This is a genomic window from Chryseobacterium sp. KMC2 (assembly GCF_016756935.1).
In the GTDB taxonomy this organism is placed as follows: Bacteria; Bacteroidota; Bacteroidia; order Flavobacteriales; family Weeksellaceae; genus Chryseobacterium; species Chryseobacterium rhizosphaerae.
In genome coordinates this window covers 41874-56559 of record NZ_JAESIT010000005.1, presented here as the reverse complement: position 1 = coordinate 56559, position 14686 = coordinate 41874, and the positions used below count along the sequence as shown (strand labels likewise).

The 14686-nt window shown below is 36.0% G+C and carries 15 protein-coding genes and 1 pseudogene; 7 read left to right on the top strand and 9 right to left on the bottom strand.

All coding sequences use genetic code 11. The features are described from left to right. Positions 1 to 2: 2 nt before the first annotated feature. Complete coding sequence (locus JML65_RS07340) at positions 3 to 233, bottom strand: hypothetical protein (RefSeq protein WP_202270399.1); 231 nt, start codon at positions 231 to 233, stop codon at positions 3 to 5. Between JML65_RS07340 and JML65_RS07335 the strand changes: the two genes are divergently transcribed. Next, a complete protein-coding gene (locus JML65_RS07335) occupies positions 232 to 453 on the top strand; it encodes a helix-turn-helix domain-containing protein (RefSeq protein ID WP_202270398.1) in 222 nt (73 codons plus the stop codon). The two genes, JML65_RS07340 and JML65_RS07335, sit on opposite strands and share 2 nt — an antisense overlap. Before the next feature lie 91 nt (positions 454 to 544). Here JML65_RS07335 and JML65_RS07330 read toward each other — a convergent pair whose 3' ends face one another. Both JML65_RS07330 and JML65_RS07325 read right to left on the bottom strand, forming a co-directional pair. Further along, positions 545 to 1012 (bottom strand): immunoglobulin-like domain-containing protein, encoded by a 468-nt coding sequence (locus JML65_RS07330; RefSeq protein ID WP_202270397.1) that lies wholly within the window; start codon positions 1010 to 1012, stop codon positions 545 to 547. 92 nt (positions 1013 to 1104) lie between these two features. Beyond that, positions 1105 to 2355: a site-specific integrase gene (locus tag JML65_RS07325; protein WP_202270396.1), complete on the bottom strand. Its 1251-nt coding sequence runs from the start codon at positions 2353 to 2355 to the stop codon at positions 1105 to 1107. 223 nt (positions 2356 to 2578) lie between these two features. On the opposite strand from JML65_RS07325, the gene JML65_RS07320 reads away from it, so the two are divergent. Next, positions 2579 to 3037: a Crp/Fnr family transcriptional regulator gene (locus JML65_RS07320; RefSeq protein WP_202270520.1), complete on the top strand. Its 459-nt coding sequence runs from the start codon at positions 2579 to 2581 to the stop codon at positions 3035 to 3037. A 152-nt stretch (positions 3038 to 3189) separates the two neighbouring features. Then, positions 3190 to 3654 (top strand): carboxymuconolactone decarboxylase family protein, encoded by a 465-nt coding sequence (locus tag JML65_RS07315; protein ID WP_047488456.1) that lies wholly within the window; start codon positions 3190 to 3192, stop codon positions 3652 to 3654. Between the two features lie 50 nt (positions 3655 to 3704). On the opposite strand, the gene JML65_RS07310 is transcribed toward JML65_RS07315, so the two are convergent. The 3 genes and pseudogenes from JML65_RS07310 to lptB form a co-directional block, all read right to left on the bottom strand. Next, positions 3705 to 5432, bottom strand: coding sequence for an ABC transporter ATP-binding protein (locus JML65_RS07310; protein WP_084085864.1), 1728 nt, complete (start codon positions 5430 to 5432; stop codon positions 3705 to 3707). Positions 5433 to 5605: 173 nt separating this feature from the next. Continuing rightward, the gene (locus JML65_RS07305) at positions 5606 to 7402 is read right to left on the bottom strand and encodes a DKNYY domain-containing protein (protein ID WP_084085179.1); all 1797 of its coding nucleotides are present in this window, start codon (positions 7400 to 7402) and stop codon (positions 5606 to 5608) included. Between the two features lie 591 nt (positions 7403 to 7993). Continuing rightward, positions 7994 to 8719 (bottom strand): annotated as a pseudogene (gene lptB / locus JML65_RS07300) (LPS export ABC transporter ATP-binding protein); the annotation flags it as partial. Positions 8720 to 8850: 131 nt separating this feature from the next. Between lptB and JML65_RS07295 the strand changes: the two are divergent. After that, the gene (locus JML65_RS07295) at positions 8851 to 9144 is read left to right on the top strand and encodes a TM2 domain-containing protein (protein WP_047488448.1); all 294 of its coding nucleotides are present in this window, start codon (positions 8851 to 8853) and stop codon (positions 9142 to 9144) included. 54 nt (positions 9145 to 9198) lie between these two features. Here JML65_RS07295 and hemB read toward each other — a convergent pair whose 3' ends face one another. Further along, positions 9199 to 10188, bottom strand: a complete 990-nt coding sequence (gene hemB, locus JML65_RS07290; protein WP_047488446.1) for a porphobilinogen synthase — start codon at positions 10186 to 10188, stop codon at positions 9199 to 9201. Between the two features lie 118 nt (positions 10189 to 10306). Here hemB and JML65_RS07285 point away from each other — a divergent pair, with 118 nt between their 5' ends. The 3 genes from JML65_RS07285 to JML65_RS07275 all read left to right on the top strand — a co-directional run bounded on the left by JML65_RS07285 (position 10307) and on the right by JML65_RS07275 (position 12989). Beyond that, on the top strand, positions 10307 to 10657 hold the full coding sequence (locus JML65_RS07285) for a T9SS type A sorting domain-containing protein (RefSeq protein ID WP_047488443.1): 351 nt from the start codon (positions 10307 to 10309) through the stop codon (positions 10655 to 10657). A gap of 105 nt (positions 10658 to 10762) precedes the next feature. Beyond that, positions 10763 to 11674 (top strand): ABC transporter ATP-binding protein, encoded by a 912-nt coding sequence (locus tag JML65_RS07280; RefSeq protein WP_047488441.1) that lies wholly within the window; start codon positions 10763 to 10765, stop codon positions 11672 to 11674. Between the two features lie 4 nt (positions 11675 to 11678). Then, complete coding sequence (locus JML65_RS07275; protein WP_047488438.1) at positions 11679 to 12989, top strand: ABC transporter permease; 1311 nt, start codon at positions 11679 to 11681, stop codon at positions 12987 to 12989. A gap of 75 nt (positions 12990 to 13064) precedes the next feature. Here the strand turns inward: JML65_RS07275 and JML65_RS07270 are convergent, their stop codons facing one another. Together JML65_RS07270 and sucD are read right to left on the bottom strand one after the other, a co-directional pair. Continuing rightward, the gene (locus JML65_RS07270; RefSeq protein ID WP_047488436.1) at positions 13065 to 13733 is read right to left on the bottom strand and encodes a porin family protein; all 669 of its coding nucleotides are present in this window, start codon (positions 13731 to 13733) and stop codon (positions 13065 to 13067) included. 15 nt (positions 13734 to 13748) lie between these two features. Then, complete coding sequence (sucD, locus tag JML65_RS07265) at positions 13749 to 14621, bottom strand: succinate--CoA ligase subunit alpha (RefSeq protein ID WP_047488432.1); 873 nt, start codon at positions 14619 to 14621, stop codon at positions 13749 to 13751. Positions 14622 to 14686 lie beyond the last annotated feature (65 nt).

Below are 14686 nucleotides of genomic sequence, written 5' to 3'. Positions count from 1 at the left end.
CTTCACTCTTTGTTCAGGTATTTCTTTTCAAATTCATTGGTAAGAATTAAAACCTTTAGCAACAATTCTTTCATTTCTGCTGTCTGTTTTTCCAATTTATAGAGGTATGCCGATGCTTTTTTATCCGAAAAATTTGCGTTCAACAGCTTTACAATCTGATTGTAATTGGTTGCTATTCCCCGAAACTGACCGAAAAATTTGGTCAATCCTGTGTGGTATTCAACTGCATTCATGTCAATTTTTACGGTCTTTATCAGGGAATATTTTCATCCACTCTTAAAAGGGGAAATCTACCTGTCAGGCGAACAGATTTGCGAAATGCTACACATCAGCAAACGAACATTACAACAGTACAGGGATGACAAACTGATACCTTTTATCAAGCTCGAACGGAAAATCCTTTTCCGTGAAAGCGACATTATCAAGGTGTTGGAAGATAACTATCAGCATTAGCCGAATAAATGAATGCTTTGAAACCGTAACCGTATCGGTAAATTAAAGAAACAGCCCACTGCTTAAAGCGGTGGGCTGTGATATTTATATTCTACTTAATCTCAAACTCTCCGTAAACATTATGAGTTTCCTTTGTCGTTTGATAGTCGGAATTCAGATAATATTTGACAATTCTGTATTTGCCTGCCTTATAATTGATTTGGTCTTTATATAATTTCTTGTCAAAATCTTCACTTTCGGCTGGTTTTAGTCGCCAGCCAAGGTCTTCGAAAACTATGTCCTTTGGTGATACTTCTTTCCAGACGTTGTTCTGATAATTTTCAATCTGATAATGTACCCCCGTTGTGATCGTATCATTGGTATTGTTGGATATTGTAACTTTTAAAATATCAGGGATTTCAGAAAGTTTAAAAATCTTTGGCTCAATCGATAATGATACGGTTTTATCCACTACATCGTTTACTTGTTCTTTAGTGGTCGATTGCTCTTCTTTCTTTTTATTTTGGTTACAACTCAATAATAGTGTTGACGAAATTATAAGTAGAATAAGTGTTTTCATTCTGTTTTTTTACCATTGTTTCCACCAATAGTAAAAATACAAAAAAAGCCAATGTAAATAACATTGACTTTCCTTAACTACTTTAATTGGTTTCAGAGTTGCGAAACAAAAGAGCGTTCCAAACTCTTAAATTTGTGCGATACCTTTTGCATATCCTTACCAACTTTCTCGTTAAGTATCTTGGCGTAAATCTGTGTAGTGGCAATATTCTTATGCCCTAACATTTTGCTCAAACTCTCCAATGGAACGCCCTCGCTTAAAAATAGGGTGGCAAATGTATGGCGTGCCAAATGAAAGGTTACTTTCTTTTCTTTCAGGCAGTCGATTTGTTCGGATATTGCACTTAATCTATCGTTGCAGTAGCTGTTAGACGGAACAGGAAAAACCTTGCCGTCCTTTGAAAATCCTGCATATTTCTCAATAATCATTTTTGGAATATCCAACAGCATCACGTTTGACGATGTAGCCGTTTTCTTTCTGCGTACGATTATCCATTGGTTGCCATCAAAAAAGTCTTGAATATTACTGTTTCTAAGTCCTTTCATATCCGAATAGGAAAGACCTGTAAAGCAACTAAAAACAAAAAGGTCTTTAACCAATTCATCAATCTTCTTTTCACAGTTGAATTTTACAAGTTCTTCCAACTCGTTCCGAATCAGATAGCCTCTATCCTTGTCCTTTTTGGTGTTCTTGTACTCGCTGAACGGATGAAAGGCGAGGTGCTTTCTGTTCATTGCCAATCGGCACACGGTTGTAAAGCCAATCATATAGAGCCAAATCGTATTATGCACTAAACCTTTGTCGTTACGCAAGTAATAATCAAACTCCTGTACAAACTCACAATTCAGGTCGGTAAAAGATACGTCAGAATATCCATATTTTATCTTTGCAAAATTCCGCAGGTGTTTTAAAAGTGTTTTGTATTTACCATGTGAACCTTTTACCCGTAGTCCGCTGTTTACCTTTTTTTCATAGTCGGACAGGAACTGTTCATAGAATTTGAAAAAGGTAAGCTCTCCGCTTTCCATACCAAGAAAAGCATTTTTAAGTTTAGCACTGTTTACAGCCCCCTCGTTTTTCAGGATTTTGGAATAACATTCCTCGATACCCAAACGAATTTTGTCAAGTTTGCTGTTTGTGTCCTGGGCTTCTCGGCTTTTACCTAAAACCCTGCCGTACTTCAAATCCCAATTTGTTGCGCAAATATCCAGCTTGGTACTGAATGCAGACTGTTTACCGTTTACGGTAACCCTGCACATAACCGTAACTTTTCCGTTCTTCTTCGGGGCGTTCTTTTTAAGGTAGAAAAGCACCTTAAATGTTGATTTTTTTGTCGTTTCCATACTCACAATTCTTAATGATAAAATTAAACTTATGTGAGCCACGGAACAATATGAAAAATTGCGCAAAAAGCTGAAATACAGTATTTTGAATCGATTGTTTCCGATGTTTAAAAGTAACGTTTTAGTAACCTTACTTTTGCCAATCGTTGCTTTTTCCTGCTTTTTACCACATTACCAAAAAATCATAAAACGGCTGTAAAGCCTTTATTTACAACCGTTTTTCCTGTTTTCAATCTTTGATGTATATTTACTGAAAATTTATTTTATAGAAAAAGGGCTTGTCAAATTATTTTTTGACAATGGTGACAAAGATTTTATCATGACCTTTTTTGCAGAGAATGCTTTTTTTGCAGAATTAAGCGGCTTTCTCACCAGCCAGCCTTCAAAGTATATGATTGTAGCGGTAGAACAGACAGAGGTTCTCCGCATACATAAGGATATCATTGAGAAACTGTGTAAAAAATACCACAGTGCAGAAACACTGTTCAGTAAATTATATTCCAAAGCTCCGGTGAATATGATGGGAAGAATCAGTGAAATGCTAGAGGACGACGGCAAAAAGCGGTATCACAATTTTCTCAGACAGAGACCTGATCTTATTCAGCGCATCAGTCTTGGAGATATGGCAGATTATATTGGCATTACCCAGGTTTCTTTAAGCAGGATCAGAGCGCAGAAATAGATAACAATATTTGAAAATCTATTGTTTTCTGTCTGCCTTTATTCTGATCACGTCCCTATCCTCTTTTTTTATTACATTATTTATCATTTGTAAAAAAATTCCGAAAATTTCCGTTCTACATTTGTCACATCATTAATCAAAAAACAAATAGTATGTCACAAAGAATCAACGCATTTGCAATGGGAAACAAAGCGATAAATGCACTTCACAACATGGGATTTCAGGTACAAAACTCATCATTAGACAATACGTTTTTAGAACTCCTTTATTTCAGGGTATCTCAAATGAACGGATGTGCTTTTTGCCTGGATATGCATTCCAAAGAATTAAGAGCAAAGGGTGAAACCGAACAGAGAATATTTCTGGTAAGTGCCTGGAGAGAATGTTCATTTTATACAGAAAAAGAGAAAGCAGGACTACTATGGGCTGAGTCTTTAACAGCTTTACAGGGTAAAGAAGTTCCTGATGAGGTATATTCACAAGTAAGTCATTATTTTTCTGAAACGGAAATAGTGGATTTAACAATGGCCGTCATCGCTATCAATAGTTACAATAGAATCAATATTGCTTTTGGTGCAGAGGTGGGCACTTATCAGGTTCCTGAAAAAGCCCATTGAAAAATGGGTATTGAATAAAAAAACTCAGCTGTCCGGCTGAGTTTTTTGATTTAGTTTTCTTTATAAGTATTCACCAGTTTATCCAGGTTTAAACTCCGTGCTGAAGCATCAAAAATCTCACGATAGGTACCATCTTTACTATAAAGTTCATCATGAGTCCCGTTTTCGACCACCCTGCCCTTTTTCATCACATAAATGGTATCTGAATCTAAAATCTGGGATAAAGAATGCGAAATAATAATCACCGTTCTACCTTCTTTTATGGCATCTAAGGAATTCTTGATCTGCTCTGTGGCTATTGCATCCAAACTTGCTGTAGGCTCATCCAGAAAAATGATAGGCGGATTTTTAAGAAATAATCGGGCAATAGCAATTCTCTGCTGCTGTCCTCCTGAAAGCTGAGTGGCATCATGATTATACTGGTCAGGAAGATCCATAATCTGCTCATGCAGGTAAGCCTTTTTTGCGGCTTCCTGAATTTCTTTAAGATCAGCATTCATATCTCCATAGCGGATATTGTCTTCAATACTTCCCTGGAAGATATGATTTTTCTGAAGAACTAATCCGAGATCACTTCTCAGAAAAGTATTATCAAATTCATTAAGGTTGATATCATCTAACAGGATTTCCCCGGAATCCGGGAGGTAAAATTTACACAAAAGATTAATCACCGTAGATTTTCCAGCTCCACTTAACCCAACCAAAGCGGTTGTTTTTCCATTCTCAATTTTCATGGATACATTATGCAAAGCTTTTGTTCCGTTGGGATAGGTAAAATCAACATTTTTCAATTCAAAAACGCCCTTGATCTGTTTTTCTACAAAAGTTCCGTTGGGTTCGGCTTCATGATCTGCATTAAGAATATCAAAATATCCTTCGGCATAGATCATGGCGTCATTCATATCATCATAAATCCTGTGCAGTTGACGGATAGGTGCTGAAACATTATTAAAAAGCATAATATGAAGCATAATAGCCCCGATAGTCATCTGCTGATCCAGCACAAGATAAACCGTTAAAAGAATAATAAGAACGACTCCGAACTGTTCAATAAAGGTTTTCAACCCATCATAAATAAAGTTGATCTTTCTGGTAAACATTTGGCTTTCCATGAGCTGCATCTGCAGATCATACTGCTTTTTACCTTCAAATTTTTCACGGACAAAACTTTTGATCACCATAATGGAATTAATCAGATTCAAAAGTCCTGAAGTTTTCTTTTCTCTCTGGTTTCTGAGCTGGCGACGCACTCCACCCAGCTTTTTCGCCTGTAGGGAGCTTATATAAAAATAAATGGGAACAATGATCGTAGAAACCATTCCCACATAGACATTCTGCATGTACATTATAATCAAAGCGATAATCGCATTGGAAAAAAGCGGTAGAATATCTATGAAAAAATTCTGGACCAGCTTTGTTAAACTTTCAATACCGCGGTCAATTCTGATCTGTAATTTTCCCGAATCATGGTTTTCATCATTAAAATAAGCAACTTTATAGGTCAAAATTTTATCTATAGCTGACTGGGCGAGAACAGAACTTACATTAATTCTGATCTTTTCTCCGTAAAACTTCTGTCCGAAATTGATAAAAATATTCAACAATTCCTTTCCCAACAAAATAATGGAGATAATGATCAGGATATGGATACCTTCTGTCATGGGATGTGGAAGATGGGTAAGCTTGGTCACCTCATCCACCGTATATTTCAGTACGATTGGGTTGACCTGTGCTGCCAGAGCTCCCAAAAAAGTAAGAAACAATGTGCCATAAATCATGGGACGGTAAGGCCTGATAAATGGAACCAGCTGTTTATAGATCCCGAATAAAGTAACTGTTCTGTTAAAAGGTTTTGCCATAGGAATTATTTAAACTGAAAAACGTACCGTTTCAAGAGAAAAGGTACGTTTTATTATGATTTACAGCAAATAATTCTTTGTTATTCTAAGATTTATCTGATTTCTAAAAATTGTTTAAGATTGGGATCAGATGCAGGTATTTCATTGATTTCAACATTTTTATCGGAAATCAATGCCAGCCAATAGCCTTCAGCATTTTTAAATACATAATAAGTAGATGAAACAGGATTTCCTACTGCACACATCGGCCATGAGCCCTCATATGCAGCAAGAAGTTCTATATTTTTGCTCTTAATGATTCTGTGGTTTTTTGTATAAATATAATCTTTATCCGCCAGGAAGGCATTAAATACCCTTACAGAACCTGGATCTATTCCTTTGAGAGTAGTTAATCCTGTATTATAAGAATAAAAATACACGTTGTTTTTATCTTTATAATAGGTATCTTTAATATTTTCAAATGTTTCTGCATCTGCAGAAGTTTTTTTATCATTCCAGTAAACATTATTACCCACTTTTCCCAATAGAAAATCGTAATTGGTTCTGAACTGAACGGAACCATTAATTTTTATCAGATCTTTATTCTTGTTTTTCAGAATATCAATATGTTCCTGAGTCACATGATTAAAAACACTGGCATTATTATGATCTGAATATGCCTGTTCTTTATAAAAAATATATCCCGGAATTTCGATAATATCTTTACGGTCTACTGCACCTGAATAATTGAAAGGAATCTTTTTATATAAAACCTCATTGGTCTTAGCATCATAGGAACTGATGTATATCCCATTTTTATCATAGCACAGTGCCTGATCAGCGATAACTCCAAAACTTGGGGCGTCAAATTTTGGCTTGTCTAATAAAGTTTCTGCTAAAAAAACTTTTTTACCATCCGTGATAAATGTATAGACATAATCTGTGTTCCATATTTTCAATTTTCCGGCATCTGCTATATCAATGGGTAATATTTGATCCTGATAATAAACATGGTTCTTATCTCTAAAATAGAATTTATCCAGTAAAACAAATGTATTAGGATCTGCATCAGGCACTATATTGCTGTCACTGTAAACATGATTTTTATCTTTAGCAAAATGTTCATTTACAGAAACAAACGAAGCAGCATCTGCACCCCTTACAATAGAAGAACCATGATAGGCCCGGTTTTTATCTTTGGCATAATCTCCATGCAGTTTAATAAAGGAATCAGCATCACTTCCGGGAAGAATATTTTCCCTATTAAGGACGTGATTTTTTGCTTTCTGTAAATACGGAGTAAGATAAGTTACAGGAGTTCCTTCAAAAAATACTTTTTCACCCCTGTCATAAAATCCATTTTTGTCATAACACAATTCCCAGTCAAGAAAAACAATAGTACTGACATCTATATCTTTGACCAGTTTATCATAGTAATACACCTGATCCTTGTATTGATAGTATTGGTAACTGGAATAATTTCCTTTTGAATCTTTCAGCGGAATAAACTCTGAAGCAGTAAAGTCAGTAAGCTCGGTAAGGTTTTTATAAATCTTAGTTTTGGTCTTCCAGAGATGGCCATTACCAGTGGTCCCTATATATTTAAAACCTAATGTATCTGTTTTTACAAAATTTCCTTCTACAAAAATTCCATCTTTATTTCTGGCCATTTCGTCATAAACTTTATGTACAGAAAAGGATTTCGTATCTGCGCTCGTTACGTTTCTTATCCCTTCATTTCCCTGAAAGACAATATAATCTTTATTAATAAGATAAACATTAGCTTCCAGATTGGGTGCATCGTAAACAGATAAAACAGGATTCACCACTGGCTTCTTAATAGAAACTATGGTTTGGGCATTTGTTTTTATTGAAAAGATAAGAGGAAATATGAAAATAAGAAACTTCATAGACTTTACGAATATTATTTTCCTCAATATTAATCATTACTATATTTAAACTGATCACTGTTATCAGCTATTTTTCAGCCAGTTTCAACAAAACTCTCCCACACTCCGCACCAATCCCCAAAATCTCTTTGATCAGGAATATCCCAGAGGATTATCGTTGAAAATTCATATTTTTTTTAATCTGTTAGAATACCATATTCATGATCCGGAAAGACTTTGCTTCCAATTTTTATATTTTCAACAAAATCCCCGATTTTATCCCTCATACATATACGTTGTCAGATAGTGAAGTTCTGATTGACTTGCCTCTTTAGATGCTGCTTCTGCCTGTTCTAAGGAATATTGGCTGTTGATTTCTTTTTTCTGGAAAACAAATGAGTTATTTGCATTTTTATCCACCACTTCATTAAAGATATGTTCAATCTCAGAATTGGCCAATGAAGCAAAGCTGATATCTTCAAAACCATACATCAGTCTAAGGTCATCAAACTGTTTAAAGTTTTCATCTACAAATCCCTGGAAATGGTTTTTTGAATCAAAATTTCCTGCCCAGATATTGTAGGCATATTTTTTCTTTTTTGGTTTGTCTAAAATACTCTGATAAACGAAGTTTTCTCCAAGATATGCTTCTCTTACCTGCGGATCATTGGCAAGATCTTCAGGAAGTCCTTCCTTAAGAATTTTACCTTCAAACATGATATAAGTTTTGTTGGTAATAGCCAGCGTTTGCTGTACGTTGTGGTCGGTAATTAAAATTCCGATATTTTTATCAACTAAGCTTCTTACAATTTTCTGAATATCTTCTACCGCAATCGGGTCAACCCCGGCGAAAGGCTCATCCAAAAGAATGAAATTCGGGCTGGTAGCAAGACAACGGGCAATTTCCGTTCTACGTCTTTCTCCTCCGGAAAGAAGGTCCCCTCTGTTTTTACGAACGTGTTGTAAAGAAAATTCTTCGATCAGCTCATCACATTTGATGTGCTGTTCACGTTTTGAAAGTTTGGTCAGCTGCAGTACTCCCATAATGTTTTCTTCCACGGAAAGTTTTCTGAAAACGGAAGCTTCCTGAGCCAGATATCCGATTCCTTTCTGAGCTCTGCGGTACATCGCATCAGTGGTGATTTCCTGTTTATCAAGAAAAATCTTTCCTGAAGTAGGCTTAACCAACCCTACAATCATATAAAACGAAGTGGTTTTTCCTGCTCCGTTCGGACCCAGCAAACCAACAATTTCTCCCTGTTGAACCTGTACAGAAACGCCTTTTACAACTTTTTTAGGACCGTATTCTTTGATTAAGTTTTCTCCTCGTAAAATCATAGGGCAAATATATCAAAAATATAAACTCCCTTTATAGCAATATAAACTTATTTACTTTCATAGCATTGTAACTTTTTATAACTTCAAACTACTTATATTGAAAAAAATCAATCGTTTAAAAACATTAGGAAATGGAAAATTACGGCTATACAAAAACAGAAAATACACAAAATCAGCAGAACAATATTCCCTATCGTTCGGAAAAGAAACTTCCAGCGGCCATATTAGGTATTCTGGTAGGGTGGCTGGCTCTCAATAAATTTTACCTGGGTTATACCAAAGAAGGTGTTATTCAGCTTGTCCTGAATATTGTTACCTTAGGAGCTGCTTCTATTATCCCGTTTATAGAAGGTATCCTATACTTGTTTATGAGTGATAAACAGTTTGATGATACTTATGTGTATGGAAAAAAAGGCTGGTTATAATATGATCATAAAAAAACACCTCTAGTTGAGGTGTTTTTTTATAGTATCTTTTTCTTATTTATTCAGAATCATTGCTGCCTCCTTCGCAAAATAAGTAAAGATCATATCTGCTCCGGCTCTTTTAAAACAGGTAAGACTTTCAATAATAGTTTTATCATTATCCAGCCAGCCATTTTGAACGGCTGCTTTTACCATAGCATATTCTCCACTTACGTTATAAACTGCTATCGGCAGATCTATAGCTTCACGTACTTTAGAAACAATATCAAGATAAGGAAGTCCCGGTTTGATCATGATAACATCAGCTCCTTCATCAATATCTTTATAGACTTCATTCAATGCTTCACGGGAATTATGAAAATCCATCTGATATGTTTTTTTGTCTTTCGGAATTTCCATATCATCTTTCGGTGCACTATCTAAGGCACTTCTGAAAGGTCCATAGAAAGAGCTTGCATATTTTGCAGCATAGCTTACAATTCCTACATCTGTAAATCCACTTTCTTCCAATGCTTCACGGATGACCAATACTCTGCCATCCATCATATCACTTGGTGCCACTAAGTCTGCCCCTGCTTCAGCATGAGACACAGACATTCTGGCTAATGCATCATTGGTAGCATCATTTAAAACCTTCCCGTTTTCAATGATTCCGTCATGACCATAGATTGAATAAGGATCTAACGCTACATCAGGCATAACCACCATTCCCGGAACGGCATCTTTAATCGCCTTAATGGTATTCTGCATCAATCCGTCTTTATTCCATGCTTCTTTTCCGGTATTGTCTTTCAGGTTTTCTGACACTTTCATGTACAGATTGACAGCTTTTACTCCCAAAGAAAATAATTCCTTACATTCTTTTACGGTCAGATCTATACTCCGCCTAAATATCCCCGGCATCGACGGGATCGCCTCCTGCTTGTTTTCGCCCTCCATTACGAAGATTGGCATTACAAAATCATCAGTTGTAAGCACATTTTCTCTTACCAAACTTCTGATAGATTCATTAACTCTAAGTCTTCTATTTCTTGAATGTATCATTTTGGAATACTTTTTGAATAAGTTTCTACAAATTTACTACAAGTTCAATAAAAAACTATTGTACAAGATTGTAGAATTTGTTACATTTGTTATATATATTCGAGAAAATATAAATTTGATGAAAAAACTTTTACTTTTAATTTTATTTGTAGGCACTTTTGTTGGATTTTCCAACAATTTACAAGCTCAGCTTAAAGAGCCGAGTTCCATCTCACAAAAAGCTGATGATGGAGTAATGATTGCCTATCCAAATCCTGCAAAGGATTACCTTATCATAAAGGCAAAGGATTCTTCTTTAAGAATCAAAAGTGTGACTTTTTATTCTATTTTGGGTATGCAGGTTGCCAGCTATACTGTCAATATGAATTCCGGAGAAATCAATATTGAAAAATTGAAACCCGGAAAATATCTGATCCGTTATATCTTAAGTGACAACACGCAAAAAGTTACTCAAATCGTAAAACAATAAATTAGAATCCTGATAATCATCAGGATTTTTTCTTTTACATCAATTCTGTTTAATATTTCCGTAACTTTCAGCACTTTTTTATACTAATTGTAAAAGAACAATTTAATGTTAAAAGCTGAACATATTAAAAAGACCTATAATGCAGGAAAAAAGGTCGCACTGGATGATTTTAGCATCCACGTTCCACAAGGCAGCATTTATGGGCTTCTAGGCCCCAACGGAGCTGGAAAAACATCTTTTATCCGTATCATCAACCAAATTACCCAGGCAGATTCAGGAGATATCTTCATCAATGGAGAAAAACTGAACCCCAATCATATCAGGGATATTGGGTATATGCCCGAAGAAAGAGGCTTATATAAAAATATGAGCGTGGGTGATCAGATTCTTTATTTTGCCGAACTGAAGGGAATGAGCAAAAATGACGCCTTACAGGAAGCAAAAAAGTGGTTTGAAAAACTCAATATTGACCAGTGGTGGAAAAAAAAGCTTTCTGAGCTCTCCAAAGGGATGGCCCAAAAGATTCAGTTTGTAGTCACTGTTTTACACAGGCCCCACCTTTTGATTCTCGATGAGCCTTTCTCCGGTTTTGACCCTGTGAATGCGAACTTGATCAAGGACCAGATCATTGATCTCAAAAATAATGGAACCACCATTATTCTTTCTACCCACAGAATGGAAAGTGTAGAGGAAATGTGTGATTATGTAGCACTGATCAACAATTCCAAGAAGATTATTGACGGAAAGGTTTTTGATGTAAGAGAAAAGTTTAAGAAAAATATTTTTGGTGTTACGCTTTCCGAAGTTAGCAATGACCAATTTGAAAACTTCAAAAACAGATATGAGATTTTCAATCTTTCTAACGAGAACAATCTTGTCTCATTCGATCTGAAGAATGAAACCGGTCAAAATAATATTCTTCTTGACCTTGTCAACGTAGGCCAGGTAAGATCATTCGACGAAAGAATTCCTAGTATGAATGAAGTGTTTATTAATGCAGTAAGTAACCATTCTTAATTTTATGAATAATATTTTTTTAATTACAAAGAGAGAGTTTCTTACTCAGGTTAAGAAAAAGTCTTTTATCATATTGACCTTATTGGCTCCTATCCTTATTATTGCTTTTGGAGCAGTAATCGGGCTGATGTTTAAAGCTAATGAGTCTCACAGTGTCATCGAGGTAGTAGATAAAAGCGGATTGTTCAGAGATCAGTTCAAGTCTAATGATAAACTGGATTATCAATTTATTTCTGCAGCAGACGAAAAGGCAAAAGTTAATAATTTAAAAGACAATGAGTCTCTGGATGGTATTTTGATTTTACCGGAGCTTAAGAATCAGAATTATGATGAGCTGGAAAGCGGCAGCCGATTAATAGTGAACAGCAAAATAGGTCTTGATACGAAACAGAAGATCGTATCTGATATTTCCAATGTTATTAAAAAGGAAAAGATCAAGCAGTTAGGCATTCAGGAAGTTCAGCTAGATGATCTTGACAAAAGCTTCACTCTGAAAACCATTAATGTATCTAATGACAATAAAGAGGATTCTGATCTTGCTTTCGGCGTGAAAACAGGGCTTAGTATGATTCTTATGTATGTAACATTTATGTTTATTATCATTTATGGGGTAAGGGTTATGCGAAGCGTGCTGGAGGAAAAAAACAACCGTGTCGTAGAAATTATCATTTCCTCTGTAAAACCTTTTGAGCTGATGATGGGGAAAATTTTAGGAGTGACATTGGTTGCCTTAACTCAATTTATCATCTGGATTACCATGTCTGTGATTGGTGCTTTGGTTTTAAATACCGGTTTTTCATCACTCCAGAAAAATATGCCCGGCGGAAATGAACAGGTGATGAATAAACTGGACATTGCCCAGCTTGCTACTCAGATTTCTCATAGCTTACTGGAAATGAACTTCCCATTGATTATTTTTGTATTTATTGTTTTCTTCCTTTTAGGCTATATTTTCTACAGTTCAATTTATGCTGCAATTGGCTCTGCCGTTGATAATGAAACCGAAACCCAGCAGTTTACTTTATTTGCTGTCTTACCATTGATGCTGGGGATGTACGGAAGTTTTTCATTAATGAATAATCCTGATGGTCCATTGGGCTTCTGGTTATCTATTATTCCGTTTACTTCACCTGTGGCAATGATTGCAAGAATACCATTTGGAGTTCCTGCATGGCAGATTGCATTATCTATTGCATTATTGCTGGGAACAACCATTTTCATGATATTCCTGGCAGGAAAAATTTACCGTGTAGGTATATTGATGTATGGCAATAAAGCGACTTTAAAAGAGCTTTGGAAATGGATCAGAGGATAGAGACTATCTTATATTTATAAAACAAAAATCCCGGAAATAAATTCCGGGATTTTTTTATGTTATGATGAATAACTTTTATTTGAATATGTAGCTTAAGGTAAGTGCTAAAACCTGTTCAGATTTTTTCTTGTCAGTACCTCCTTTTTCTTTTGCAAGACCAGGATAAGTATCTGAAAGACCTAAATCATATTTAACGGCTACTTCCAGCTGTCTCTTGAAGCTATAACCTACTCCTAGTCCTAGTCCCCAGTTAAAGCTTTTTGCTTTTCCGTTGACTGTTGGTCTTGCCGGGTCAATAACATCCGGATCGTAATAAGGTCTGTCTGCAGGAACATTTTTAACATTCTGGTTAAGCAAAAAGTTAAATCTTGGTCCTATCATTCCAAAGAATTCAGATGCAGATTCTGAAAAATACCCTTTAAAATAAAGAGGTACACTTAGATAGTTGTTGCCATATACAGCATCATAACCATCTTTTCCTTTTGCATCCTTATCTTTACCTGTTTCTCCTGCACCATAGTACAGAACTTCCGGCTGTATATAGAATTGGTTTGCCTTTCCAACCGGGATCAAAGCCAAAGCTCCACCTTGAAAAGTGTATCTAGGGCCAGAAGGGTTATGGGCATTGGCTACTCTGGAATAATTTAATCCCGCAGTAACACCAAATCTGGTATTTTTCCATTGAACTTGAGCAAAAGACAAAGCGGAGAGGGTAAGCGCTGAGGCTAATAAAAGTTTTTTCATATGTTTGGTTTAAGATTATCCTAAGATTTTTGCAACAGTTGCACCGATGTCAGCAGGAGAGTCAACAACGTTGATACCATTTTCTCTCATGATTTCCATTTTTGCCTGAGCTGTATCTTCTGCACCACCTACAATTGCACCAGCGTGTCCCATTGTTCTACCTTTTGGAGCAGTCTGTCCAGCGATAAATCCTACAACCGGCTTAGTAGATCCGCTTGCTTTATACCATCTTGCAGCTTCAGCTTCTAATCCACCACCGATTTCACCGATCATTACGACAGCTTCAGTTTCAGGATCATTGATGAATAATTCTAGTGCTTCTCTTGTAGTTGTTCCAATGATTGGGTCACCACCGATACCGATAGCTGTAGAAATTCCGTATCCAGCTCTTACCACTTGGTCAGCAGCTTCATAAGTAAGAGTACCTGATTTTGAAACGATACCTACCTTACCTTTTTTGAAAACGAAACCTGGCATAATACCAATTTTAGCTTCTTCAGAAGTAATGATTCCAGGGCAGTTTGGTCCGATTAATCTGCAGTCTCTGTCAGCAATGTAAGATTTTACTTTTACCATATCAGCTACAGGAATACCTTCAGTAATACATACAATAACCTTAATACCTGCTTCAGCAGCTTCCATAATAGCATCTGCTGCAAATGCTGGTGGTACGAAAATAATACTTACGTTTGCCCCTGCTTTTTCAACAGCGTCAGCTACTGTATTGAATACCGGCTTCCCTAAGTGCTCGCTACCTCCTTTTCCTGGAGTAACCCCACCTACTACGTTGGTTCCGTATTCAATCATCTGGCTAGCATGGAAAGTACCTTCGTTCCCTGTAAATCCTTGTACAATTACTTTAGAATCTTTGTTTACTAAAATTGACATTTTATTGTTGTTTTAATTTATTAATTTTCAGTTTATACGTCAGACAAAAATAACGATTATTTGTC